This window comes from Chloroflexota bacterium (genome assembly GCA_009840625.1).
GTDB lineage: Bacteria > Chloroflexota > UBA11872 > UBA11872 > VXNJ01 > VXNJ01.
On sequence record VXNJ01000010.1, the window covers coordinates 277,405 to 301,132 of the forward strand.

At 64.3% G+C, this 23,728-nt stretch carries 27 protein-coding genes and 1 tRNA gene; 13 read left to right on the forward strand and 15 right to left on the reverse strand.

Going from position 1 to position 23,728, the window contains the following annotated elements:
• The 3 genes from F4X41_07690 (at position 1) to F4X41_07700 (ending at position 2,182) form a co-directional block, all read left to right on the forward strand.
• Positions 1–411, forward strand: coding sequence for a LysM peptidoglycan-binding domain-containing protein (locus F4X41_07690; protein ID MYB16897.1), 411 nt, complete (start codon positions 1–3; stop codon positions 409–411).
• A gap of 53 nt (positions 412–464) precedes the next feature.
• A complete protein-coding gene (locus F4X41_07695; protein MYB16898.1) occupies positions 465–1,619 on the forward strand; it encodes an MFS transporter in 1,155 nt (384 codons plus the stop codon).
• Between the two features lie 110 nt (positions 1,620–1,729).
• Positions 1,730–2,182, forward strand: coding sequence for a helix-turn-helix domain-containing protein (locus F4X41_07700; GenBank protein MYB16899.1), 453 nt, complete (start codon positions 1,730–1,732; stop codon positions 2,180–2,182).
• A 56-nt stretch (positions 2,183–2,238) separates the two neighbouring features.
• Here F4X41_07700 and trxA read toward each other — a convergent pair whose 3' ends face one another.
• From trxA to F4X41_07715, 3 genes are all read right to left on the reverse strand, one after another.
• The gene (gene trxA, locus F4X41_07705) at positions 2,239–2,562 is read right to left on the reverse strand and encodes a thioredoxin (protein MYB16900.1); all 324 of its coding nucleotides are present in this window, start codon (positions 2,560–2,562) and stop codon (positions 2,239–2,241) included.
• Between the two features lie 51 nt (positions 2,563–2,613).
• Positions 2,614–5,280 carry a leucine--tRNA ligase gene (locus F4X41_07710; protein MYB16901.1) on the reverse strand — a complete coding sequence of 889 codons (2,667 nt, stop codon included), beginning with the start codon at positions 5,278–5,280 and terminating at the stop codon, positions 2,614–2,616.
• Between the two features lie 166 nt (positions 5,281–5,446).
• Entirely contained in the window at positions 5,447–6,148 is a 702-nt protein-coding gene (locus tag F4X41_07715) for a hypothetical protein (GenBank protein ID MYB16902.1), read from the reverse strand.
• A 284-nt stretch (positions 6,149–6,432) separates the two neighbouring features.
• Here F4X41_07715 and F4X41_07720 point away from each other — a divergent pair, with 284 nt between their 5' ends.
• Entirely contained in the window at positions 6,433–6,849 is a 417-nt protein-coding gene (locus F4X41_07720; GenBank protein MYB16903.1) for a hypothetical protein, read from the forward strand.
• A 23-nt stretch (positions 6,850–6,872) separates the two neighbouring features.
• Here F4X41_07720 and F4X41_07725 read toward each other — a convergent pair whose 3' ends face one another.
• Positions 6,873–7,373, reverse strand: a complete 501-nt coding sequence (locus F4X41_07725; GenBank protein ID MYB16904.1) for a ricin-type beta-trefoil lectin domain protein — start codon at positions 7,371–7,373, stop codon at positions 6,873–6,875.
• 220 nt (positions 7,374–7,593) lie between these two features.
• Positions 7,594–8,124, reverse strand: a complete 531-nt coding sequence (locus F4X41_07730; protein MYB16905.1) for a hypothetical protein — start codon at positions 8,122–8,124, stop codon at positions 7,594–7,596.
• Between the two features lie 254 nt (positions 8,125–8,378).
• On the opposite strand from F4X41_07730, the gene F4X41_07735 reads away from it, so the two are divergent.
• The 5 genes from F4X41_07735 to F4X41_07755 all read left to right on the forward strand — a co-directional run bounded on the left by F4X41_07735 (position 8,379) and on the right by F4X41_07755 (position 12,660).
• The gene (locus tag F4X41_07735; GenBank protein MYB16906.1) at positions 8,379–9,011 is read left to right on the forward strand and encodes a hypothetical protein; all 633 of its coding nucleotides are present in this window, start codon (positions 8,379–8,381) and stop codon (positions 9,009–9,011) included.
• On the forward strand, positions 9,008–9,322 hold the full coding sequence (locus tag F4X41_07740) for a helix-turn-helix domain-containing protein (GenBank protein MYB16907.1): 315 nt from the start codon (positions 9,008–9,010) through the stop codon (positions 9,320–9,322). The genes F4X41_07735 and F4X41_07740 overlap by 4 nt, the downstream gene beginning before the upstream one ends.
• Positions 9,323–9,430: 108 nt before the next feature.
• Entirely contained in the window at positions 9,431–11,194 is a 1,764-nt protein-coding gene (locus F4X41_07745; GenBank protein ID MYB16908.1) for a hypothetical protein, read from the forward strand.
• Between the two features lie 69 nt (positions 11,195–11,263).
• Positions 11,264–12,136 carry a sulfurtransferase gene (locus F4X41_07750; GenBank protein MYB16909.1) on the forward strand — a complete coding sequence of 291 codons (873 nt, stop codon included), beginning with the start codon at positions 11,264–11,266 and terminating at the stop codon, positions 12,134–12,136.
• 50 nt (positions 12,137–12,186) lie between these two features.
• On the forward strand, positions 12,187–12,660 hold the full coding sequence (locus tag F4X41_07755; protein ID MYB16910.1) for a c-type cytochrome: 474 nt from the start codon (positions 12,187–12,189) through the stop codon (positions 12,658–12,660).
• Between the two features lie 93 nt (positions 12,661–12,753).
• On the opposite strand, the gene F4X41_07760 is transcribed toward F4X41_07755, so the two are convergent.
• The 3 genes from F4X41_07760 to F4X41_07770 all read right to left on the reverse strand — a co-directional run bounded on the left by F4X41_07760 (position 12,754) and on the right by F4X41_07770 (position 14,903).
• Positions 12,754–13,485 (reverse strand): ABC transporter permease, encoded by a 732-nt coding sequence (locus F4X41_07760; GenBank protein MYB16911.1) that lies wholly within the window; start codon positions 13,483–13,485, stop codon positions 12,754–12,756.
• A complete protein-coding gene (locus tag F4X41_07765) occupies positions 13,482–14,216 on the reverse strand; it encodes an ABC transporter ATP-binding protein (GenBank protein ID MYB16912.1) in 735 nt (244 codons plus the stop codon). Before F4X41_07765 ends, F4X41_07760 begins: the two co-directional genes overlap by 4 nt.
• A gap of 324 nt (positions 14,217–14,540) precedes the next feature.
• Entirely contained in the window at positions 14,541–14,903 is a 363-nt protein-coding gene (locus F4X41_07770; GenBank protein MYB16913.1) for a VOC family protein, read from the reverse strand.
• A gap of 338 nt (positions 14,904–15,241) precedes the next feature.
• On the opposite strand from F4X41_07770, the gene F4X41_07775 reads away from it, so the two are divergent.
• Positions 15,242–15,661, forward strand: coding sequence for a GNAT family acetyltransferase (locus F4X41_07775; protein MYB16914.1), 420 nt, complete (start codon positions 15,242–15,244; stop codon positions 15,659–15,661).
• Between the two features lie 42 nt (positions 15,662–15,703).
• On the opposite strand, the gene F4X41_07780 is transcribed toward F4X41_07775, so the two are convergent.
• The 5 genes from F4X41_07780 to F4X41_07800 all read right to left on the reverse strand — a co-directional run bounded on the left by F4X41_07780 (position 15,704) and on the right by F4X41_07800 (position 17,375).
• Positions 15,704–16,159: a polyketide cyclase gene (locus tag F4X41_07780; GenBank protein MYB16915.1), complete on the reverse strand. Its 456-nt coding sequence runs from the start codon at positions 16,157–16,159 to the stop codon at positions 15,704–15,706.
• Positions 16,160–16,253: 94 nt separating this feature from the next.
• Positions 16,254–16,329: transfer RNA gene (locus F4X41_07785), tRNA-Ala, on the reverse strand.
• Positions 16,330–16,354: 25 nt separating this feature from the next.
• Entirely contained in the window at positions 16,355–16,612 is a 258-nt protein-coding gene (locus F4X41_07790) for a 50S ribosomal protein L27 (GenBank protein ID MYB16916.1), read from the reverse strand.
• A 28-nt stretch (positions 16,613–16,640) separates the two neighbouring features.
• Positions 16,641–16,985: a 50S ribosomal protein L21 gene (gene rplU, locus F4X41_07795; protein MYB16917.1), complete on the reverse strand. Its 345-nt coding sequence runs from the start codon at positions 16,983–16,985 to the stop codon at positions 16,641–16,643.
• A gap of 99 nt (positions 16,986–17,084) precedes the next feature.
• Positions 17,085–17,375 carry a hypothetical protein gene (locus F4X41_07800; GenBank protein MYB16918.1) on the reverse strand — a complete coding sequence of 97 codons (291 nt, stop codon included), beginning with the start codon at positions 17,373–17,375 and terminating at the stop codon, positions 17,085–17,087.
• A gap of 155 nt (positions 17,376–17,530) precedes the next feature.
• On the opposite strand from F4X41_07800, the gene nadA reads away from it, so the two are divergent.
• The 3 genes from nadA (at position 17,531) to F4X41_07815 (ending at position 21,007) form a co-directional block, all read left to right on the forward strand.
• A complete protein-coding gene (gene nadA / locus F4X41_07805; protein MYB16919.1) occupies positions 17,531–18,598 on the forward strand; it encodes a quinolinate synthase NadA in 1,068 nt (355 codons plus the stop codon).
• A 273-nt stretch (positions 18,599–18,871) separates the two neighbouring features.
• Entirely contained in the window at positions 18,872–20,653 is a 1,782-nt protein-coding gene (locus F4X41_07810) for a hypothetical protein (GenBank protein MYB16920.1), read from the forward strand.
• Positions 20,654–20,719: 66 nt separating this feature from the next.
• A complete protein-coding gene (locus tag F4X41_07815) occupies positions 20,720–21,007 on the forward strand; it encodes a DUF1330 domain-containing protein (protein MYB16921.1) in 288 nt (95 codons plus the stop codon).
• A gap of 159 nt (positions 21,008–21,166) precedes the next feature.
• On the opposite strand, the gene F4X41_07820 is transcribed toward F4X41_07815, so the two are convergent.
• Both F4X41_07820 and F4X41_07825 read right to left on the reverse strand, forming a co-directional pair.
• Entirely contained in the window at positions 21,167–22,183 is a 1,017-nt protein-coding gene (locus tag F4X41_07820; GenBank protein MYB16922.1) for a beta-ribofuranosylaminobenzene 5'-phosphate synthase, read from the reverse strand.
• Positions 22,184–22,443: 260 nt separating this feature from the next.
• Positions 22,444–23,439, reverse strand: coding sequence for a sigma-70 family RNA polymerase sigma factor (locus F4X41_07825; GenBank protein ID MYB16923.1), 996 nt, complete (start codon positions 23,437–23,439; stop codon positions 22,444–22,446).
• Positions 23,440–23,728: the final 289 nt, after the last annotated feature.

Here is a 23,728-nt window from a genome sequence, read left to right on the forward strand (position 1 = left end):
ATGCGCACCGGCAAATCGGTTTCGGCCACGATCACCGAACTGGCGCTGGCGCTCATCATCATCGCCGTCCTCCTGGTCGCCCTGTGGTTCCTGCTGCTGCGCGACCGCGATCCCGGACCGCCAAACCAGACCCTGCAGGAGAGTGTCGGTCTTGTCGCGGCCAGCGAGGACACCGCCGAGAAAGCGGTGCGTGACCTACAGCTGAGCGAAACCCTGACCCCGGCGCCGACCCAGCCGCCGCCGGTCGCCAGCCCGCCCCCGCTGGAGCGCTATCACACGGTGGCTTCCGGCGACACCCTAATCAGCATCGCCGCGGCCTATGAAGTGCCCTGGGAAGAATTGGCCGAGCTGAACGGGATCGACGATCCGCGGTCACTGCAGATCGGCCAAGAACTGCAGATACCCAGCTAGGTCCTGCACCCGCCGATGCGGGAGTCCGGGCCTAAGATTCGTGACCGCCGGCAATGAACGCCTCGAAATTGCAGATGAGCGCGTTCCTGGCCTCGGCCATCGGGATGTGGGGCAGCCTTTACCTTTACGTCCCCGCGTTCGCGGTATTTGCCGAAGAGCAGGGTGCCTCGCTGGCGATGGTGGGCTTGATCTGGTCGGCCTACGGCGTCGTACAGGGGATCCTGCGGGTTCCGACCGGGTACTTTTCGGACCGCTTCGGCAGGCGCCTGCCATTCCTCGTCATCGGTGTCGGCATGACCGCGCTGGGTTCGCTGCTGATGGCCCTGTCGCCCCATCCGGCGGTGCTGATGCTGGGGCGCGGGCTGCACGGCTTCGGCGCGGCCGCGTTCGTGGTCCAATCGGTCTATTTCGCCAGCTTTTTCCCGCCCGAAAAAGTCACCCGCGCGCTCCTGGGGATCAGCTCCCTAATCGCGCTGACCCAGTTGGCGGTTTCCCTCTTGGGCGGACAGATGGCCCTGCACTGGGGCCAGTCATCAACGTTCTGGGGTTCGGCGGCGCTCGGCGCGATTTCGGTGGCGGCGATCATGGTTGCCGGCGAGCAGCACGTTGCCCGCCGGATCGAATTCGACTGGAGCCGATTCCGGACGGTCCTGGCCGATCCCGTCCTGCTGCTGGTTTCGGCCACCGCCGCGCTGCTGGTTTTCGGCGAATTCGGGATCACCCAGACGACCATGCTGCTGCTGGCCGACCGGCTCGGCGCCGATTCGGCCTATCTGGGCCTACTCACGGCGATCAATTACCTGGCAATCGGCTCGGCCGGACTGTTGCTGGCGACCCTCGGTTCGTACCCGGAACGGTGGGTGGTGATCGCGGGTCTGGTGATCAGCGGGGTCGCGCTGCTGCTGATGCCCCTGGCGGGCGGGTTGGCCGGCCTGACGGTGCTGGCATTCGTGAAGGGCGCCATGCGCGGGTCGATGATGCCCTCGCTGATGGGCCTGGGATTGAAGGTGGTCGCGCCCGATGCGCGCGCCAGCGCGATGGGCTTGTTTCAGGCCATTTATGCGATCGGCATGTTCGCGGGCCCGGTCTCTACCGGAATCATCAGCCAAGTCGCCGGGCTCGAGGCCCCCTTCTATGCGATTGGGGCATTCACGACGCTGGCCGCGGGCCTCGTATTTGTCCTGTTCAGGCGCTGGCAGGCCGGTTGATTGGCGAGCGCGGCAGAGCGGGGAATTAAACTGATTTTTTGAACCAGCAGGGGTCGCGCTGAGGCGGCCGAGCAGCGGGTGGCAGACCACCCTGATAGGCGCGACACAGCTTGAGAAAACGCAAATTCGCCGAGATCGATCGCGGGCCGCTGGGGACGGCGGTATTCCAGACTCGCAAGCAACGGCGGCTGACCCAGGGCGAGCTGGCCAACCGCCTGGGCCGCAACCGGCCCTGGATCTCAAACGTGGAGACCGGCAAGGTCACAAACCTGCAGGAAGAGGACCTGGTGGGGCTGGCGGCGGTTTTAAATATCTCGATATCCTCGCTGCGCTCGGCCCACGAAATGTCGGCCGCGCCTTCGGTCATGGGCCTCCCCGGTTACACCGTCCTGCAGTCGAACCGGCACTGCGGGGCCTGCCACCACCTGGTAGAGCCCGACGCCAATTACTGCACGCACTGCGGGGCGGCGCAACCGATGCTGGTGAACTGTCCGGCCTGCGCGAAGCCCAACAATCCGGGCGCGCGCTTCTGCGGGCGCTGCGGCGCGCAGCTACAGAGCTAGGCTAGGCGCCGAAGAAAAGTTTCCGGCCGGGATTGCAACCCGGCGGCGGGGTGCGCTTAGGCGACCTGGTCCAGGCTGGACTTGATCCGCGACTCGGGAACGTAGCCGACTATTCGGTCTACTTCGGACCCGCCTTTGACGAACAGCAGGGTCGGGATCCCGCGCACGCCGAATTGGGTCGCGTATTCCTTGTTGGCGTCGGTGTCGACCTTTACGAACTTGACTTTGCCGGAGTATTCGTCGGCTAGCTTTTCGAATACCGGCGCCATCATCTTGCAGGGGCCGCACCATTCGGCCCAGAAGTCCACTATCACCGGTTGCTCGGAATCGAGCACCTCGGCCTGAAACTCGGTGTCTGCTACGTGCGAATAGGCTGCCATGTCTATGTGCGCCTTTGCGATTTCTGCGGTCTGATCCGGTGTCAACGGATGTTAGCCCACCACCAGGTTCAGCAGCCGCTCGGGCACGTAGATGACCTTGCGGACCGCCTTGCCGTCAAGGTGGACCTTGACGTTGGGGAGCTCCAGCGCCGCAGCCAGGGCTTCATCTTCGGCCAATCCGGCCGGGGCATCCATCCGGTCGCGGACGCGGCCGTTAACCTGCACCACCACGGTCACGCTTTCCGAACGCAGCAGCGCCGGGTCGGCTTCCGGCCAGCTGGCGCCTACCACGCTTGCGGAGTTGCCCAGCATCTCCCAAAGTTCCTCAGCCAGGTGCGGGGCGACCGGTGCCAGCAGCCGCACCAGGATGTCCTTGACCTCCGCTCCGGCGGGCGAATCGGCAAGCTCCTGCGACCAGATCGCCAGCAGCTCGTTGACCGGTTCCATCAGGCCGTTGGCGAGCATGGTGTTAAAGCGCAGCTGCTCGATGTCCTCGCTGCACTTGGCGATCGCGCGGTGGGCGATACGGCGCGCCTGGCCGCTGGCTCGATCCAGCGGCTGCGGGCCGCGTTCCGGGAATTCCGGTTCGCCGGAAATTAACCGCAGGAGGCGCCGGTAAAACCGGGTGATGCCGTTCAGGCCGCTTTCGCTCCATGGCAGCGTGCCCTCGAGGGGGGCCATGAACATCTCGTAGCCGCGCAGGCTGTCGGCGCCATAGCGCTCCACCACGCTGTCGGGCGTGACCACGTTGCCCAGCGATTTGGACATCTTGCCGGAGCGGATCGGGGCCCAGTCGCCGACCGGGTCACCGCGCAGCTCGAATTCGGCCTTGGCCGGGGCGTGATAGAGAAAGTCCCGCTCCTCGCCGCTCGGGTTGGAGTAGACGTCGAAACCTTCACTCACGCGCGCCGAGATCCGCCCGCCCGCCAGCTTGGCCTGTTCGAGATTGACCCAGCCGTCCTCGGCCAGCATCATCCCCTGGTGGCGCAGCGCTTTGAACGGTTCCGGGGATGAAACGTGCCCGGCGTCGTAGAGGACCTTGTTCCAGAACCGCGCGTAGAGCAGGTGCATCACCGAGTGCTCGGCGCCGCCGACGTAGAGATCGACCGGCATCCAGCGCTTCTCGGCGTTCGGCTCGACCGGACCGGACTCGAAATCGGGGGTTATGAAACGCAGGAAGTACCAGGACGAGCAGGCGAACCCGCCCAGGGTGTCGGTCTCGCGGCGGGCCGGGCCGCCGCATTGCGGGCAGCTGGTTGCGACCCAGTCGCGGGCGCGCTCGAGCGGCGATCCCAGTTCGGGGTCGGGCCGGAAGTCTTCGAGCGGCGGCAGGAGCACCGGCAGCTCCTCTTCCGGCACCGGCACCTGGCCGCATTCCTCGCAGTGAACGATCGGAATCGGGCAGCCCCAGTAGCGCTGGCGCGAAATCAGCCAGTCGCGCAGGCGGTAGTTGACGGCCGCGCTGCCGCGCCCGCGGGCCTCAAGGTCGGCGGTCACCGCCGCGATCGCCGAATCCGAATCGAGCCCGGAGTGGGAACCGGAGTTGATCAGGCGCCCTTCGCCCACGTAGGCTTCCGCCAGGGGCTGCCCATCCCAGCCGGGCGGCTCGATCACCACCGGGATCGGCAGGTCGAAGCGCTCGGCGAAATCAAAGTCGCGCTGATCGTGGGCGGGGACCGCCATGATCGCTCCGGATCCGTAGCTGGCCAGCACGTAGTCGGCTACCCAGATCGGGATCTTCTCGTCGTTGACCGGGTTTATCGCAAAACTTCCGGTAAACACCCCGGTCTTTTCGCGCTCGGCGGTGGCGCGTTCGATTTCCGAAGTCCGCAGGGCGCGATCCACGTACTCGCCGACGGCCTGCGACTGCGCGGGCGCGGTCAACTCTTCCAACAGCGGGTGCTCGGGCGCCAGCACCATGAAGGTGGCCCCGTAAAGGGTGTCGGGCCGGGTCGTATAGACGCTCAGCTGGTGGCCGGCCTCGGTCTCGAAAATCACGTCGGCGCCGGTCGAGCGCCCAATCCAGTTGACCTGCATCCGTTTGGTGGATTCGGGCCAGTCGACCTGATCCAGATCTTCGAGCAGGCGGTCGGCGTAGGCGCGGATGCGGAAGAACCACTGCCGCAGCGGCTTGCGGTAAACGTTGGAGTGGCCGCGCCAGCATTTCCCGTCGGCCAGGACTTCCTCGTCGGCCAGGGCGCCGCAGGTGTCGCACCACCACTGGCGTTTCTCGGCCCGATAAGCCAGACCGCGGCGGAATAGCTGCAGGAATATCCACTGGGTCCAGCGGTAATAGTCCGGGTGCGAGGAATTGATCTCGCGGTCCCAGTCATAACCGCAGCCGACCAGTTTCAGCTGGCGCCGGTAGTTGGCCGCGTATTCGATGATCGACTCGGCCGGGTGCCGGCCCTTGTCGATCGCGTCCTGTTCGGCGGGCAATCCAAACGCGTCCCAACCCATCGGGTGCAGGACTTCGAATCCGCGCATCCGCTTGTAACGCGCGAATGCGTCGACCGGAATGTAGTTGCGGAAATGTCCTACCGAGAGACCGTCGCCGGACGGGTAGGGGAAGAACTCGAGCGCGTAGTAGGGCGGTTTATCCGAGTACGTGGCGGTGCGGTAGGGTTGGTCCTCGTCCCAGCGCCGCTGCCATTTGGATTCGATCCGGGCAAAGTCGTACCCGCCCTGATCGGGCCGGCCGGGGGTTTGATCTGGCATCGGTTAAGTCGTGGTCGGATTGAAACTGGCACCACGAACCGCGGTCGGATCGGGTGGGCACACAGATTTTGACAGCTAGGCGGGGGATCCGGCTTCCGGACTCCCCGATCTTGAACCCAGGCTCGTTGGATCCTGGTTCTTTGCTCCGCTCCCGCGATCCGGGTGGCTAGGCCAGCAAGGTGATCGCCAGCGTCTTCCAGGTTCCTTCGCGCCGGGCCACGAGCGCCGCCCCCCGGCCCTCGCCGGAACGCCCCTCCGGGTGCAGGGCGAGCAGCGCGCCGGTGGTGCCGGCCGCGATCACCTGCAAACGGTCGGACTGGGCTTCGCCTTCCCAAATTCGGGTTTGGGCGCGCAGTTGATCCGGATCCGCCAGGACTTCCACGCAACCCGGCGCGACCACCGCGGTCAGCGGATAGTGAAAGCAGCTCAGCCAGCCTTCCCTATCGCCGGCCTGGCGGGCCGCCTGCCGCAGAAAAGCCGATTGGATCGCCGGTTCCGCCAAAGCTTGCTGGTCGCCGTCGGGCTCGAAGCTGTCGACCCCGAATCGGGCCTGGATGCCCCAGCCCCCGTCCAGGCGGGTGAGGGTGTAGAGGACCCGGTTGGAGACGATCGGCGAATCGTCGGCCCGCCGGCGGGTCCATCCGCCGGCCAGCAGCACCGCGTCTTCCGACGCGTGAATTCGTTTTGGTTCCAGTCCCTGGGTGCGTACCCAGCCGGTGGAGATGAAGCGCTGCCAGCCCATCGATTCGGCGGTGCCCGCGTAGTCGGCGTGGTCGGGGTAAATCCGGGCGGTGGTTCGAGGATGAAAAAACCGGCCTCGCTTGCTGCTCGGCGGGCCGGCCGAAACCCGCACGTGCGGGTAAGACATGACCCCGGCCCAGCCCGCGGGATCCTGAGCGTTGAATCGCTCAAAGAACGCCCAGTAAGCCGCTTCGGGAGTCTTGTAATTTGCGATCGCGAGCCGCCTTTTCGGAATTGACCGGGGATCGAATCTGCGTCTGATTCTGACGGGCGGCGGTGACCCTAGCTGCCGCGCCCCGACTTCCCTGGCGACGGCCCTGGCGGATCGTGCGAACGAAAATACTGAGGCGAATGGGCACGTCGGATCGGTTTCCCATCACCGACCGGCGACACGGAAGGGAATGTGCGCAGATGGCAATTGCAGCCCGAATCTTGGCCGCCTACCTTGTACTGCTGGCCGTGGTTGTCGCGGTCAATTTCATAGCCACGCCGCTCTACCACCCCGGCGGCGACGAACCTTTCACCGTCTGGAAAATACTCAACTGGTTCATGGCGGTCGGCATCGTCATCAATACCCTCATCACCTTTCGGGCCATGCGAGTTGTCGACGCGGACGAGTCGGCCGATTTGCGATCGTTTCTGCGCACAAGGACTCTCTTTTACGTCAGCGCGCTGGTCCTTTTGGCGTTTTTCTGGAACTGGTTCTCCGACCTTTCGCCCAACCATGACCCCGACGGCCTGGTCTGGGTGTTCGTCGATACCGTGATGCCGCTGGTGATGGGCGCCACCGGCGGCCGTCTCTGGCAATTGGCGGCCGACCTGAACTGACCCGGCGACCGCCGGGCCGGCAATCAGGAAGGGCTCGGGCCGGGCAGCCGCCAGCGCCGGCGCTGCGCGGGTACCGTTTCGCAGTCTTGCAGTCCCAAATCCCGGCGCACGTGGCTAGGCCCGCCGGTCGCCTCCCCGGCGCCCGGGGCGATTGCCAGGCACAGCATCGAGTCGGCCAGCCGCAGCGATCCCTCGGCGTCCAGCGCGAACCGCTGCAAGGGCGAATCCGAGCAATCCTCTAGGAAGAGATTGGCCGCATCCTCGGCCGCCGCCGCCGACATGCACAGCTGGTAGGCCGGCATCTGCAGGTTGCCCGGCAGCGGGGTTCCGGACCGGAAAAGCTCGTCGTCGGCGCCGGGCTTGCAGGTATGGGCGCTCAGTGCCGCGGCGAGGTCGAGACTGGCGCCAAAACCGGGGACGTCTACGCAGTAGAACTCGGGCTCGTCCAAAGGATCGATCAGCTGCACCAGCGTCGCCCCGCCACCGCGGGAGCCGAGCAGCGGAGCGGGCGACGACGTCGTCAATTGATCGGACTCGACACGGTCCTGCCCGGACGGATCGACCGCGGAAACGACGGGGATTGGAGACGGCCCGGCGGCCGGACCGGAACTCGTGCTCGCTGCGTCCTCGGTACACCCGGCTAGCGACATTGCAAAGAGCGGCAGCAGCACAAAGCGCGCCAGGCCGCCGGCGAGCTTGGGTGCCGGACCGAAACTCCCCAGGGTTATGTGGTTGGCCGGGCTTCTATTCCCACCATCCGGACCCGAAATAGAGTTCGTCGTGGCGGACTACCCAAGTGTGTTTGAGCGTATCCATTGCGGTCTGGGGATTTTCGAAGTGGTAGCTGACCCAGACGCCGGTCTCGGTGGCGGCGCCCATTTCCGGCCCGTAATCGTACCCGGTTGAATCGACTCGGGCCTCCCGGCCGGTGCCGATGCGGTCCTTGCGCAGGGGGTGCGAGATCATGATTTCGTTCTCGTCCATGATGAACACGTACCAATGCCCGTTTACGCTCTCTGTGGTGTTGTAGAACGCAACCGTGTCCACGCGGCCGTGCGAGTCGTAATAGTCGATCGCCTGTTGCACGAATTCTTGAGTGAACGCGTTCGGATCGGCGACGTTCGAGGGGTGGGCCGGTGCCGGCGCTGACTTTGGCTGCCCGCCGGTGAATGCCAGCAACGAGAAGACCAACGCGAGGATGGCGATCGCCAGCGCGACAACGCTGAGCAACGCGACCGGGACGGCGAGGCTATCACCGCCGTTTCCTGATGTCATCAACGACTCCTTGTTGATTCCGCGCGGCCGCCCTTAACCGCCGTCAATTGGGATGCGGGCCCGGCCACTCGGAACAATGTGCTGGCCTTGATTCGGCAGCCAAAACCTGCCGCCTGCCCGCTAATTTTCGCCGAACCCGGGCCCTTTCAGCAATCGCGGGATGTGCTATGGTTTGTCATACAAACTAGTTTGTGAACCAATAGATTCAGCTTCCGGCCGATCATCCGGGGGCGCGGGAGAAGTGGCGACTAGCAATGCGATCGGGACAACAAGATGCCCCCGAATTGGCGGCGGGTGAAAGCTGGGATGCGATCCACCAGACCCTTGAGCGATCGCACCGCTCCCTTTATCTGGCGGGCACGGCATCGATCCTGCTGCTCTGGGGCGTGCTGACGTCGGGGTACTTTCTGGTGAGTTTTGCCCTCGGCGAACTGGCTCCAGAATTCGTCGCCGACTACCCCTGGTACCATGGGCCGATTTGGGCCGTGTTGGGTCCGGTGGGGATGGTCGGCAGCATGGTCATCGGGCACCGTGCGAGCGAGCGCAACGCCGGTGGGAGGGCGGCCCGCAACGCCGGCATCCGGGTGTTTTTGTACTGGTTGGCGATCGCAATGGCGGCAGGTGTGATTCCCGGTGTCGCCGGCATGTGGAATTCGGTGCAGGCCGAAAACATCCCCTCGACAATCCTCAGCATCATCTTCCTGGGTTACCTGCTGTTTGGCATCCTTTTCCGGCCTGCCCTTGCCGTGGTCGGGGTTGCGCTTGCGGCCGCGGTCATTGCCCCCCACCACCTCGCCGGAGACTGGGCCGACTTGGTATCCGGCTTGGCGGTGCTGACGATCTGCGGGCTGGGGGTGGTCTGGATCCGCCGGAGCGGCCATCCGTGAGCACGGAGGAGATCGTCCTGGACGAGACCATTCACCAGCCGACGCGACTCCGCATCATGACCATGCTGGTCGCCCAGGCCGAGGATGGGAGGCTCGCCTACGGGTTCATTCAGCAGGCGCTGGAACTTACCGGCGGCAACCTGACGACTCACCTGCGCAGGCTTGAGGATGCGGGGTTTCTCGAGACGTGCAAGGTGTTTGAGAACTCCAAGCCGCGCACCTGGATTAGCGCCACCGAATCGGGCCGCCGCGCCTACGCCAGTTACCTGACCAATCTCAGAAAAGCCCTCGACTGGTCGCCGCCGCCCTGATTGACCCGCCGAATTCGTGGCCGACCGGCGGCTAAAGTCAGGTACGATTGGAACCAAAATCGCACGCTAGCTGCCGCGCCCGGCAGGGGCGGGCCGACCGCTGGAGGGATGCCGACGGCCACCTCTGAATCCAGGCATCCCCGCTACGAGGCCGATGAGAACCCGCCGCTGCTGGCCAGCGTCGGCCTGGGTCTGCAATTCAGCCTCATAGCCTCCGCCACGCTCCTGGTGACGCCGGTCATCGTCGCCCAGGCCTCGGGCCGCGGCGACGCCTACCTGGACTGGATGGTTTTCGCGTCCCTGGTCGTCGTCGGCCTCTCGACCATGCTGCAGGTGCGGCGGCTGGGGATCGTGGGCGCCGGCGCGGTCCTGCCGATGTTCACGGCCGCGTTTTCGATCCCGTTCTGCATCACCGCGGTGGTCGACGGCGGACCGGGCACGCTGACCACGCTCATGCTGGTCTCGGCCGCGCTGCAGGTCGTGATTTCGCGCTGGCTGTTCATCCTGCGCCGGATAGTGACCCCGACGGTGGGCGGCACGATCATGATGATCCTCTCGATCACCCTGGCCTACGTCGTCTTCGGTCTGCTCGACGAGGCCTCGGCCGAAGAACCGGTGGCGGCCCCGGTGACGGCGCTCGTGACCCTGATCTTCGTCGGCGCGCTGACCATGCGCGGCAACGCCGTGCTGCGGCTCTGGGCGCCGGTGATCGGTATCGTCATCGGCTGTCTGGTGGCGGCCGGCTTTGGGATCTACGACCCAGATAGGGTGCTCGCGGCCCCGTGGGTCGGCATCCCCGGATCCTGGCCGGGCCTTACCTTTTCATTCGGGGTCCCCTTCTGGACCCTGCTGCCGGCGTTCCTATTTCTGGGAGTGATCATCTCGATCCAGGTCAACGGGGCGGCAATCGCCCAGCAGCGGGTCGCCTGGCGCAAATCGCAGGCGGTGGATTTCCGCGCCGTCCAGGGGGCATTGGCCGGCGCCGGCGCCAGCAACTTCGCCGCCGGCCTGGCCGGAGCGGTCCCCAACATCGTCAACCCCGGGATTATTGGATTCACCCAGATAACCGGCGTCGCCGCCAGGCGGGTTGGATACGTGATGGGCTTGATCCTGATCGCGGTCGCGTTCCTGCCCAAGGTCTCCGGATTCCTGAGCTCCATTCCGGGACCGGTAATGACCGGCTACCTGGTGATGATCACCGGGCTGCTGTTCGTCGACGGCGCCCGCACCGTGATCCAGACCGAGCGGGACCGTCAAAAGCTGCTGGTAGCGGGGGTTTCGTTCTGGATCGGCGCCGCCTTCCAGTTCGGGCTGTTCAACTTGCCCAACCTCGGTTCAGTCCTGGGGACGGTGCTCAAAAGCGGGGTTACGACCGGCGGCCTCACCGCGATGGCGGCGGTCATATTCCTGGAACTTACCAGCCAGCGCCGGATGCGATTCGAATCGCGGCTGCACATAGATTCGCTGCCCGAACTGAACGAGTTCATCGAGGAGTTCGTGCGCCGCCGCAAATGGGGTGATCCGATGCGGGAGCGTTTGCTGGCGGTGGCCGAGGAGACCCTGCTCACCCTGGCGCCGCTGGACCTTGAAGCGGAACTGTCACTTGATCCCGAACCGGCGGATGAGGAAATCAGGCGCCTGGTGGTGCTGGCCAACAGCGAGGGCAGCATCGCCGACCTGGAGTTCATAGGGGGAGGCAACGAGGAAAACCTGGAAGATCAGATCAGCCAACTGCAGTTGCACGACGAAGAGACGCCGCTGGACAATGAAATCTCATTGCGCCTGCTGCGGCGCTATGCCACATCGGTACAGCACCAGCAGTACCACGACAAGGATGTAATCACCGTACAGGTGGATGACCCCAGCCCGTAGTCGCGTATCGGCACCGAACCGGAAGCACGAGCCGTTAACGGGGCTGCGACCTCTCGGCAGGAGATAAGCATGGAATTCGAAAATCCCCAATACCTGGTCTCGACCAACTGGTTGGGCGAGCACCTGCATGACGAAGACGTCCGCGTCTTTGAGTCGACCGTCTTCCTGGGATTTCGTGACGGCGGCGGGTACCTGATCGAGTCCGGGCGGGCGGCGTATGATGCCGGGCACATTCCCGGGGCGGGATTCCTCGACCTGCAGGAGGACTTCTCGGACAACTCGCAAGAGCTGCGCTTCATGATGCCGCCGGCCGCCGAATTCGCCGCCGCCGCCGCCCGACACGGGATCTCGGAGCAATCGAAGCTGATCCTCTACGACCGGGTCGGCACGCAGTGGGCGGCCCGCCTGTGGTGGATGTTCCGATCCATGGGTTGTGCGGACGCCGCGGTCCTGGACGGGGGTTGGGTGCGTTGGGAGGCCGAGGGACGGCCGGTGTCGACCGACGCGGCGAATTACCCCCCGACGACCTTCAATCCGACCCCCGATCCGGGCCGGTTCGCCGACCTCGAGGAAATCAAGGAGTATCTGGCCGCCGATGGCGGCTGCCTGATCAACGCGCTGGCACCCGAGCAGCACAGCGGCGCCGACCAGGGCCGCCGCTACGGGCGCGCCGGGCACATTCCGGGGTCGACCAACGTGCCGTCAATTGCGCTTATCGATCGCGAGACCGCGCTGTTTCGCCCGCCCGCGGAGCTGGCGTCGATGTTTGCCGAGGCCGGCGCCGAACGCGACGAACGGGTGCTGCTCTACTGCGGCGGCGGAATTGCGGCTTCCAACGACGCTCTCGTCCTGACCCTTCTCGGGTACGAGAATGTTGCGGTGTACGACGGGTCAATGTCGGAATACACCAAGGATCCTTCGTTGCCGCTTGAGATCGGTTAATCGACCGCATCTGAGCCTTGGACAGGGCTAGGGTTCACGGAATTGACGCGATGAACCGAATCAGACACGGTAGGCGCATCGGCCGGCTGTCGATTCTGGGCGCAATTGTCTTTGCGATCGCCGGGATTCTGATTGCGTGCGGCCAGCAGGCCGCCGATCCGAGCGAATATGGCGGGGCCGCCGTCGACCTGACCGTGGTAACGGACATCGAACTTTCCCCGGGGGCCAAGGCCGGCGAGGCGGTGTTCGCCGGGAATTGCGCAGCGTGCCACGGGGCCGGAGCCGCCGGAACCTACGCCGGACCAACCCTCATCCATCAGCTCTACCACCCCAATCACCATTCAGATGGGAGCATTCGCGTCGCGGCCGCTGCCGGAGTTCGACAACACCACTGGAATTTCGGCGACATGCCTCCCGTCGCCGGCATTTCCCCGGTCCAGATCGAGCAAGTGATCTGCTACGTCCGGGAAATCCAGTTCGCCAACGGGGTTTTCGAGGACCCATCGCTGCTGCCCGCCTGCTGAATGTGCGGCAGGCTCAAATTTGGCCGGCAGCGCACCCACCCGGACCGGTTCCGCCGATCACGGCGCCAAGTTTGCCCCCAGTAGGCGACAGCTTCACGAGCGCCGCACGGTCAGCGCGGCCAGCACCAGCAGCAATAGGGCAAATCCCCCAAGCACGGTCAATTCCCAGCCGATCCCGGCAAGGCTTTCGCCTTCCGACATCAGCCCCCTCAGTCCCTCCACCGCGTAGGTGAGCGGCAGGAATCGGCCCACCGCCTGGAAATACCAGGGGAGTTGCTCGAACGGCAGCACCGCGCCGGAGAGAAAAATCTGCGGCATCAGGATGACCGGGATGAATTGGACAACCTGGAATTCGTTGCGGGCGAACGTCGAGATGAAGATGCCGAGGTTCACCGCCACCAGGGTGACCAACGCCAGGAGCACGAATATCTGCCACAACGAGCCCTGGTATTGGATCTGCAGGGCAAATATCGTGAAGAGCAGGATGACGACCGCCTGGATTGCGGCAAAAAGCAGGAATCCGAGCAGGTAGCCGACCAGTATGTCGGCCCGCCCGACCGGGGTGGTCAGGAGCCTTTCGATCGTCCCCTGAGCCCGTTCCCGCAAGAAACTCACCCCGGTCAGGAGGAACACGAAAAAGAGCACGAACGTGCCGATGAGTCCCGGAGCGACCAGGTCGAGAATCTCGCGGCGATCGGCGAATGAGAACCCGACCAGCGACATCACCACCACCGGCGCGACGATGATCAGCGCCAGGGAGCGGTGGTCGCGGGTGATCTGGTGGATGATCCGGGTGGAAATCGCCAGGGTGCGGTCGACGGTCATGTTCGACCGCCCTGCCGGACAAAGTGCAGGAAAGCGTCCTCCAGGCTGGGATCGTCGCCGCCGGCGGCGGCCCGCAATTCTTCCGGGGCCCCCAGCGCCACTGTCTTGCCATCCTGGATAAAGGCAAGCCGATGGCAGTGGGCCGCGTCATCCATCGTGTGGCTTGAAATGATCAACGTGGTTCCTGAAGAGGCCATCTCGCAAAAATTGGCCCAGAACGTGGCCCGCAGCTCAGGGTCCAACCCGACGGTCGGTTCGTCCAGGATCAGCAGTTCCGGCTCGTGCACCAGCGCGACCGCCAGACTCACGCGCTGGCGCATGCCCCCGCTGAGGCGGGTAAGCGGGTCGTCCTGGCGCTGGCTCAGCTCCACCCAATCGAGTGCCCGGTCGACGGCTGCGCGGCGCCCGGCAGCGCGGGCAAGCCCGTACATCCGGGCGAAGAAGTCAACATTTTGACGGGCGGTCAACTCCTGGTACAGGGCGCTCTGCTGCGGCATGTAGCCGATCCGGGCGTTGTTGCGCGCCGACGGTGCCTCGCCGAACACCCGGATAGAGCCCGAAGCAGGCTTGAGCAGCCCGACCGGCATTCGTAGCAGAGTGGTCTTGCCGGCGCCGTTGGCCCCCAGGATTCCGAATATCTCGGATTTGTCCACACCCAGGGAGAGGCCGCGCAGTACGCTCAACGCGCCATAGCTGAATTCGACCCGATCTGCTTCAAAGACGTGGCTCATCGCTTCCGTCCAGGCGTCGCTCGCGACCCGGGCAGGTCGAATGACACGCCCCAATGACGGACTATCAGCCCGCCCCTCAATGACCGGACCGGCCGGGGTCCCGATGGCCTCCGGACCAATCCCGGCGGCGGACCAATGCGCGTTCGGATGGGTTGTCGAATGCTGCCGCGGCCGGGTAAGCGGCCGCGGGCGCGGCAGGTTGACTTCGACACGCGGGATCCCCGCCGGCCCGCCCGATGCTTCCGGCCGGCAACCGGCCTGGCGGAGAGTTTCATGGCGTTGCCGCCGTTTGGGCCATCGTGACGCATCCGCCTGGCAGTCTTCTTATGACTCGGGTTCCCAAAGCTCGATCGGATTCCCCTCGGGGTCGTGGATCCGGGCGAAGCGTCCGATGCCGGCCATTTCGCTTTCGTGGCTGACATCGATTCCCGCCGATTTGAGTTGGCCTATCATCGCCGCCAAATCGACCACCCGGAAATTGAGCATGAAAGCCTTGTCGGCTGCGAAGTAGTCCGTGTCCGCGGCAAATGGCGCGAAGACCGTGACCCCGGAATCGGTGACCCAGGGCTGCATCTCCATGTCCTGCGGGGCGGGGTCGATGCCAAGGTGATCCCGATACCACTTGGCAAGCTTGTCGGGGTCCCTGGCCCGGAAAAAGAATCCGCCAAATCCCTGAACGCGATTGATGTCGCATCGCTCCTTTTCGCGGAGTGTAGTGTGCCGCGGGGGAATTCCGTGAAGGAATTCACAGTTGTTGGAGCGTGTAGTTCGGTCCCAAAAGACCGGTGTCGCACCTGCCGGGAAATAATCCATCGCAGACGGGACCGGAGCTCGCGTTCGCAGCGGGCCGGATCCCTGGCCGCCGCCGCCGCCCCTGGGGAGGGGGTGCGGCCGGGGCCGAGAGCAGACCTGCTAGAAACGTCCGGTTGGTTGCGGATTTAGCGTTCTATCCGGAAAGCGGCCGGCCGGTTACCGCGTCAGTGCGGCCAGGGAGAGAACACTTGACGCAAGAAAGCAAAAAGCGACTGGCCATCCGGCCTTACCGGGAATCCGACCAGCGGGCCGTGGTGGAACTCTGGCGCGAGTGCGGGTTGGTTGTGGCCTGGAACGACCCGGAATCGGATATCCGGCGCAAGCTGCAGGTTCAGCCGGACATGTTCCTGGTCGGATTGCTAGGTTCCAGACTGGTTGCGACCGTGATGGCCGGTTACGAGGGCCACCGGGGCTGGATCAATTACCTGGCGGTCAAGTCTGAGTTCCGAAAACAGGGTCTGGGCCGCCGTTTGATGGAGGAGGCCGAAGCACGTTTGATTGAGGCCGGCTGCCCCAAAATCAATCTGCAGGTAAGGAAATCGAACGCCGCCGCCGTTGCTTTCTACGAACGCATCGGTTATTCGTCCGATGACGTCGTGAGCATGGGCAAGCGGCTGGAGGAAGACTCCTGAATCGACCGGGCGCGTACCCCGAGCAGACGGTCTACCGGTTGCTCAAAATCGATCGGCGACGATGTTCAGGGCTACACCGTGCTCAAGGTACGCCTTGGCTGCCGCGAGAACGAGAGCGAAGCCGCCAGTCGCATCTACAACTCGGCCGATTAGGTCATCGGCGTCACCATCGAAGCCGCTATTTACGACACTGACATACGTCCCGTCGGCCCCACGATCTTCGAAAGTCCACTCAACCCGCGACGGATTTTCCGAACCGACATCCCATTCAATATGAATCCGCTTGTCTTGCTCCAATGCCAGCACGCGAACTGTCGTCGAAGCCCCGTACAGATCCCAATACCAGTTCACTGAGCCATCAGCTACCAACGGTCCAGAGGTGCGGTTAAACCAGAACTTCGTAATCACATCTGGATTCACGAAGGCGTCAAACACTTGCGCCACAGGCCGGCGAATGAGCAACTCGATATTCGCAGCAATCCGGTCGTCTACGGACATCTGCGTATGGGTCTTTCGTTCGGCACCCAGTGGCCTGGCACATGCCTGCGTCTGAGTACTACAGGTACTTGCGCGTTGCTGCCTATCGATTGCTTGGTGGAGCGAAAGGGATTCGAACCCTCGACCTCTACAATGCGAGTGTAGCGCTCTTCCGGCTGAGCTATCGCCCCTTGTAGCGCCCCGGGGGGACGGGTTTTATTCGGCTGCGACTACGTTTACGTAGCGTCGCCGATCGTGGCGCTTTTCGAACTTTACATGGCCCGGTTGGAGCGCAAAAAGCGTGTGGTCGCGCCCCATTCCGACGTTGCGACCGGGATGGATGCGGGTGCCGCGCTGCCGGCAGATTATGTGTCCGATCTTGACCAGCTCGCCGTCGTAGCGCTTCACGCCGAGCATTTTCGGGTTCGAATCGCGGCCGTTGCGCGAAGTTCCACCCGATTTCTTCTTGGCCATTTGGATCAGGTCCTAGGTCTGGAGCGGTTTATTCGTCGTCGTAGGCGACTCGGCGTGAGCGGCCAATCTTGATTCCAGTCACCTGCAGGACGGTCTGGTCCTGACGATGCCCGGCCCGGCGCTCGTAGTGTTTCTTGGCCTTGTAGCGCTGGACCCGGATCTTGGGGCCACGGGTATGTCGAACGACCTTGCAGCGGACTTCGGCCCCCTTCACTACCGGAGACCCGACTTTCACGCCCTTGTCGTCGGCGATGAGCAGCACGTCAGAAAGGACGAGCTCGCTGTCGGGGTCGGCGGAGACGCGATCGACGACAAAGGAGTCGCCGATGCGGACCAGGTTTTGGCGCGAAGAGGCGTTGACTACGGCAAACATGACTGTTTCGGGGAATAGGCGCTGCGGGGCATTGAGCGCCGCCAAATCTAGCAAATTAGGCCGGGGTGGTCAATCCCGGCCCCGGTTTCCCGCCGCTGTCTAGCGCCGCCGCCGTTTCCCGCCGCCGCGTCCGCGCCTGCGCCGAACCCGGGCGCCCTGGTTGGCAGGCGGGAGGCGGGTTCGCCAGATTAGGTACGCGGCCGGCCCCACGACCCAGACCACCAGGATCAGCAGACCCCAGACCGCGCGCCACCAAAGCGGAATCTGCCAGGCCGGCCGCCTGGTCACATCCAGCAGGGCAATCACCACTAGGACGAAATTCAGCGGGATTACCAGGAAATAGAGGATTGCGCCGAACGTCTGGTCGGGCACCTGCAACTCCCTCCGCATGCCGAATGCCATTCGAACCCGGGCCGCCTTGCAATTTACACCTGAAACCCGGCGACGGGCAGTGCGAATCTGTCCGCTTACTACAATTGCGGCCAACAAGACCGTGCCCTTGGGGCACCCGGCAATTGACAGGCTGAGGGACCGGGAGGCGATATATGGTGGTGGGCGCCAACACGGTGCAATCGACCCGCGCCATGATGCAGGAGAAGTTGGCCGGCATCGTCCCCGATTTCGAGATCGAATACAAGGCCGAAATCGCGTTTGCCGTAAATCAACTCAAGCGCGAACGCGGCGCGGTGATCCTGGGCCACAACTACATGGAGCCGGCCCTTTACCACACCGTCTGCGACTTCCATGGCGACTCGCTTGAGCTCTCGCGCATCGCCGCCCGTACCGATGCCGACCCGATCGTCTTCTGCGGCGTACGGTTCATGGCCGAGACGGCCAAGATCCTCAACCCCCAACGCACCGTGCTGCTGCCGGCCAAGGTCGCCGGTTGTTCGCTGGCCTCTTCAATCAGCGCCGCCGACGTACGCGCGCTCAGGGAGCGGTACCCGGGTGTGCCGATCGTCGCCTACGTGAACACTTACGCCGACGTGAAAGCCGAAGTCGACGTCTGCTGCACGTCCTCGAATGCCCAGGCGGTGGTCGATTCGCTCGATTCCGACACCGTGATATTCCTGCCCGATGAGTACCTTGCCCGCAACGTGGCGCGTGATTCGGGCCGGCGGATCATCCTGCCCGGCAACCGCCCGGTCAGCGCCGAGCACGCGCGCCGGGACGCCGAGATCGGCCTCGAGCACACCCTGATCGGCTGGCAGGGGCGGTGCGAGGTGCACGAGCAATTCACGCCGGAGGACGTTGCCAACGTGCGGCGCCAGTTCCCCGACGTGGTGGTGCTGGCCCATCCGGAATGCAGCCCCGAAGTGGTCGACGCGGCCGATTTTTCCGGTTCGACCGGTGCCATGATCGCGTTTGTGAACGATGCCAAGGCCGGCCGCTATCTGCTCCTTACCGAATGCGCGATGGGAGACAACATTGCCGCCGAGGCGCGCGACAAGGAGATGTTGCGGCTGTGCTCGGTTCGGTGTCCGCACATGAATGAGATCACGTTGGAGAACGTGCTCGAAGCGCTGCGCGACAACGTCCAGCAAATCGAGGTCGAGGAGGACATCCGCCGGCGCGCGCTCGGGTCGATCGAACGCATGCTGGCGATCGGCTAGGAGCCCGCGCCGCAGCAAGCCCAGTCGGGGCTGGTTTCACCTTTATAGAGCGAGATCCGGATTGCCGCCGGGATCCATCGGATCCGCCCCGTCCGTCGCGGCCAGCATCCCGGTCGACAAATCGTGATTCCGCCCAAACTCGATCGGTCCCGGGGCCAAGCCGGTTGAGCCGATTGAGCCGCGCGTGGCCACCGCGGCGATCCGCACGCTAGCTGTCCCGGGCGACGCCGTCCGCCTCCCCGCCGCCGGCAGCCCGAGGGCCGCGGATACCATATGCGCGAAGATTTGTGCGCGAGAAATGCACGGCCGAAAATGGCGCGGGTCAACGAGTACATCAGGTTCGGGCCTGACGATCGGTGCCCTCCGCTCATCGCGATCGGCGTCGCGACCCAGGGGGTAATGCTCACCCTGGCGAACGTGGTGGTCTTTGTGACCATCACCGCCCGGGCGGCCGGGGAAGGCGAAGACTATCTCGCGTGGGCCGTTTTTTCGGCGCTGATCATTGCCGGTGTGATAACTGCCCTGCAGGCCGCTAAAGCGAAACGGCTGGGGGCCGGACATCTGTTGATGAGCGGCGCCGGACCGCATTTCATCGCCCTCTCGATCGCGGTTCTCACAGTGTCGGAAGCCGGACTCGCCACACTGGCGAGCCTCTTCGTCGCGGCTTCGATCGTGCAGTTTGCGCTGGCCGCCTGGCTCCCGCTGTTGCGTCGAATCATCACGCCGGTCGTCAGCGGGATCGCCCTGATGTTGATTGCGGTGATGGTGATGTCGATCGGATTCGAGCGCCTGACCGCGGTACCGGAAGGGTCGGCTCCCGGTGCGGGAATCGTGGTCGCCACGGTCACCTTGGCGGTTTCGGTGATGCTGGCCATGCGGGCAACCGGGGTCTGGCGGTTTTGGGCGCCGCTGATCGGCATCGCGACCGGATGCCTGATCGCTGCCGCACTTGGCCTCTACGACCCGCAACCCCTCGCCGCCGCCAGCTGGATCGACTTTCCGGGCCTTGCCGCCTGGCCCGGTCTCGACCTGACTCCCGGGGTGGAATTCTGGACTTTCTTGCCGGCGTTCCTGATCGTTAGCTTGGTATCGGCGGTCAAATTCAGCGGTGACGGGGTGGTAATCCAGCAGGTTTCGCGACGCCGCCCCCCGGCGACCGACTACCGACTGGTCCAGGCCGCGGTGTCCACGAATGGTTTGGGCACCCTGCTTTCGGGCATTGCTGGGACATTGCCGACCGTCATCTTTTCGCCCTCGACGGTCTCGCTCATAACCTTCACCGGGGTGGCGGCCCGCAGCGTCGGGTACGCGATGGGCGCGATCCTGATCGGACTGGCCTTCATCCCCAAGCTCACCGCCGTCCTGCTGACGGTGCCAAGTTCCGTCATGGGGGCCTTCGTGCTGATGATCATGGGCCTGCTATTCGTGGAGGGCATGCGCACGGTCATCGGCGACGGCCTTGACTACCGCAAGGCTCTGGTGGTGGCCGTTTCACTCGCGATTGGCGTCGGCCTGGAGAGTCAGAACCAGATCGCCGAACTGCTGGGCGTGCCATGGGGGGCTTCGCTCGGAAACGGGATAACGGGCGGCATCGCGGCCGCAGTGCTTTTGACCCTGTTCCTCGAATTCACCGGCCGGCGGAGGCGCCGGCTGGAGGCTCCTCTGAGCCCTGAGGCGCTACCCCGGATCGATGCTTTTCTGGGCGAATTGGCGTCCGCGATCGGGTGGAACGAGCCCTCGACACAACGCCTGCGCGCCGCCGGCGAGGAAACGCTGGCGAGCCTGCTCCAGGCGGACGATGAATACGGGGCCGACGGCAATTCGCGCCTGATCGTGGTAGCCAGGCCCGGCGACGGCGTCGAGTTGGAATTCCTGGCGGTCTTCGACGAGGAGAACGTGGAGGACCGCATAGCCTTCTTGAGCGATCAACCCGAAATCCCCGATGAAGCCGAGATTTCATTCCGGCTGCTTCGGCACTATGCATCTTCCGTGCATCACCGCAAATATCACGGCATCGATGTGGTTACGGTGCGCGTCGAAGGCTCGCGTCAATAAGCTGTATGCAAACAAGTTGCGCCCGGCAGGGCCGGTCCTTGCCAGACGTGGAATAGAGAGGCCCAAATGGCCGCATACGTGATCGTGCACAACGAGATATTCGACGCGACGCTGTTCGAAGAGTTCCGCAGACAGGTCGGCGCCACTATCGAGGCCAGCGGCGGCCGGTATCTCGTTCGTGGCGGCGACACCGAGGTGATTGACGGCGATTGGAACCCGGAACGGATCATCATCGTGGAGTTCGACAGCGCCGAGCAGGCCAAGTCGTGGTTGACTTCGCCCGAATACCTGGCGATCCGGGAGATTCGCGTAAAGTCGGCCGACGCCAACGTGGTGATCGTCGAAGGGGTATGACGCTGCCCGTTGCTGCGACCATTGGGTCGCAGAATTCCTCGGCCAGTTAACCGTCCGGGCGGCGCCGAGAGAAGGCGCCGTCGCGAGGGCCGCCGGATCTGATCCCGGCCATGATCGGCGGTCCGGGCCGAAAAACTAAGTTCGGCGCCCGTATTCCAATCACGCTACCGGTGTGAGCCGCACTCCCGAATTGTCGGCCCGCGTACATACGACCTTTCCGGCAACGGCCTCCTGCCTGCTCAACGCGCTTTGCAGTTTCGCAGTCGCTTCGTCGTCGGATAACTTCCTCGTGTCGAAGAATCCGAATAGAGTTGTGCCCGTCGATGAGAGTCCGCAGCCGTGGATCTCCGTCGTCGCCGCGAACGCGGACCTGGCGCCGCACAGCGGGTCGATATCGGGCCGGTTCCAGTGACGCCGCTTCCAGCCCACGTCCTGGAGCGCGTTGACACAGGAGCCAAAAGTAGACAGATCGAGCTCCCGCAACGCAGGCAAGAGGCGCATCAAAATGATGTGCGATGTTGTTCTTACTTCATCAAGCGGTATCGGCGTATTCGCAAGCATGAAATCTAGCTCGTCCCGACCCGACAGACCGTGGTGCTGGCTCGGGACAAAGAGCGCAACCCCCCAGGTTTCCGGGAAGTCAGTACGGAGGAGAAGCGGCGGCTGACCGGCCTTGGCGGCGAATCGAGAAGGCGCGAACGATTCCTTCTGCACCCGCACGGCGTGCCCGCCGTCGAGTAGGAAGCCCCCGCTCCGAAAGGCGTTGATTCCGATTCCCGAGGTTCCGCCGCGGCCGGACATGGCTGCGAGTCTCGATGGAGAGTGCCCCAGCCCGAAACGGTGATTCAACGCGCTGAGCACCGCGAGCCTGGATTGGGTGCCGGACCCCAGTCCCCGGTGCGCAGGGATCATTTGCCGGATCACGATCTCGATGCCGGGTTCCACGCCGAGGATCTGGCTGCATGCGGCCAATTCCGCCAGAACCGCCTCGCGCTCGGCCGGGGCGCCGCCGCGCACCAGCGCCTCCCCGCGCGGGCCAAATTCCAGCGTCACGCCCGGCCGTTGGATCGAGAGGCCGAGACTGCCGTCGATCCGGCCCGTCTCGCCATTCATGTCGATCAGCGTGAAATGCAGCCGCGAGGGGGTGCCGATTCGATGAGTCAAGGCCGAGCGCATCCTAGAAGACTTTCAGGTCCGGATTGCCGCGGCCCGGCAGGCAAGACCCGATTACCGCCCCCTTCATGGATTCACAAGCAATTCTTGTGGCCGGTCCATACAACCGGGTATCGCCCCGCTTGTGAGTCTGCGGCCGGCGGGCGGGTCCGGCTCAGCATTCGTCCGCGCACCCGCCAATTGAAGCGATCCGGGCCGGAATGTCGGCGAGATTGCCCCTCCCGCGTCCGATTCCGGCGCCGGGGGGCTTTTTGGCCGGGCTGTTAGCTGGCGATCACTTCGTGGTAATCGGCCACCGAACTGTTGCGGATCTTCTCCTCGGCCGATCGCTGGATCTGGCGCACGCGCTCGCGGGTGACGCCCCACTTGCGTCCGATCTCGTCCAGCGACGAGGTCTTGGTGCCGTTGAGGCCATAGCGCAATTGCAGCACGTCGCGCTCGCGCTCGTCGAGTTCGCCCAGCGCGCTGCGCAGGACCGAATAGCCCTGGGCCCGCATGAACTCCTCGTCAGGTGAAGGGGCGTGGTCGTCGGCGACCTGATCGAGGATGGTGTCCTCGCCGTCGTCGCCAAGGGCCGCATCAAGCGAGACGATTGTGCGACCGGCTTCCACGATCTGGGTGACGCGCTCGGCGGTCAGGTTGAGCTCGGCGCCGATCTCGCCCGGGGTGGGTTCGCGGCCCAATTCGGCGGCCAGCCGGGGCCGGATCTTGCGGATGTTGCGCAGCGCTTCGATCACGTGCACCGGCAGGCGAATCGTCCGCGAATCATTAGAAAGCGCGCGCGTGATCGCCTGGCGGATCCACCAGGTGGCGTAGGTCGAAAACTTGTAGCCGCGGCGGTAGTCGAACTTCTGGACCGCCTGCATCAGCCCGATGTTGCCTTCCTGGATCAGGTCGGTGAGCGAGAGCCCGCCTTCGGCGTAGCGTTTGGCGATGCTGACCACGAGACGCAGGTTGGCCTCGATCATGTGCGCCCGCGCGTCCTCGTCGCCGGCTTCGATCCGCTTGGCCAGTTCGACTTCCTGCTGGGCGGTGAGCAGGTCGACCGTGTTGATCGCGTTCAGGTAAAGGCGCAGCGAATCGCGAATCGCGGCCGCGTTGTTTCCGCTCGCCGCCCGCGCCAGCGGTCCAGCGCCCTTGCCGCCGAGCAGACCGCGCAGCTGGCGATACAGCTTCTTGCGCGACTCGTAGCTGCCGGCGCGCGTGTATTCCTGCTCATCCAACTCGGCGTTTATTTGCAGGGTTTTTTGGTCTGACATTTCCAGTCTCACTCTTGAAATTGGCGATTTGATGGGGAGTTTGAAGTCAAATTTCGGGTTCGCTGCTTAATACGCGCAGCCGCACAGTTCGGATCATTGGCAGTGCCCATCGCGGGTTTCGCTGGCGATGAGAATTGCGGCGCTGTCATTTCAGCGCGCGATCGCGCTTCCCTTTAAGCGGAGAGGCGATCTGTGCCGCATCGCGGCGGTCTTTCGGATCTTCTTGCTGTGGCTGGCGAGTACTTCGACTAGGCGTTTGAAATTTGATTTGGTCACACTTACGGAGAGT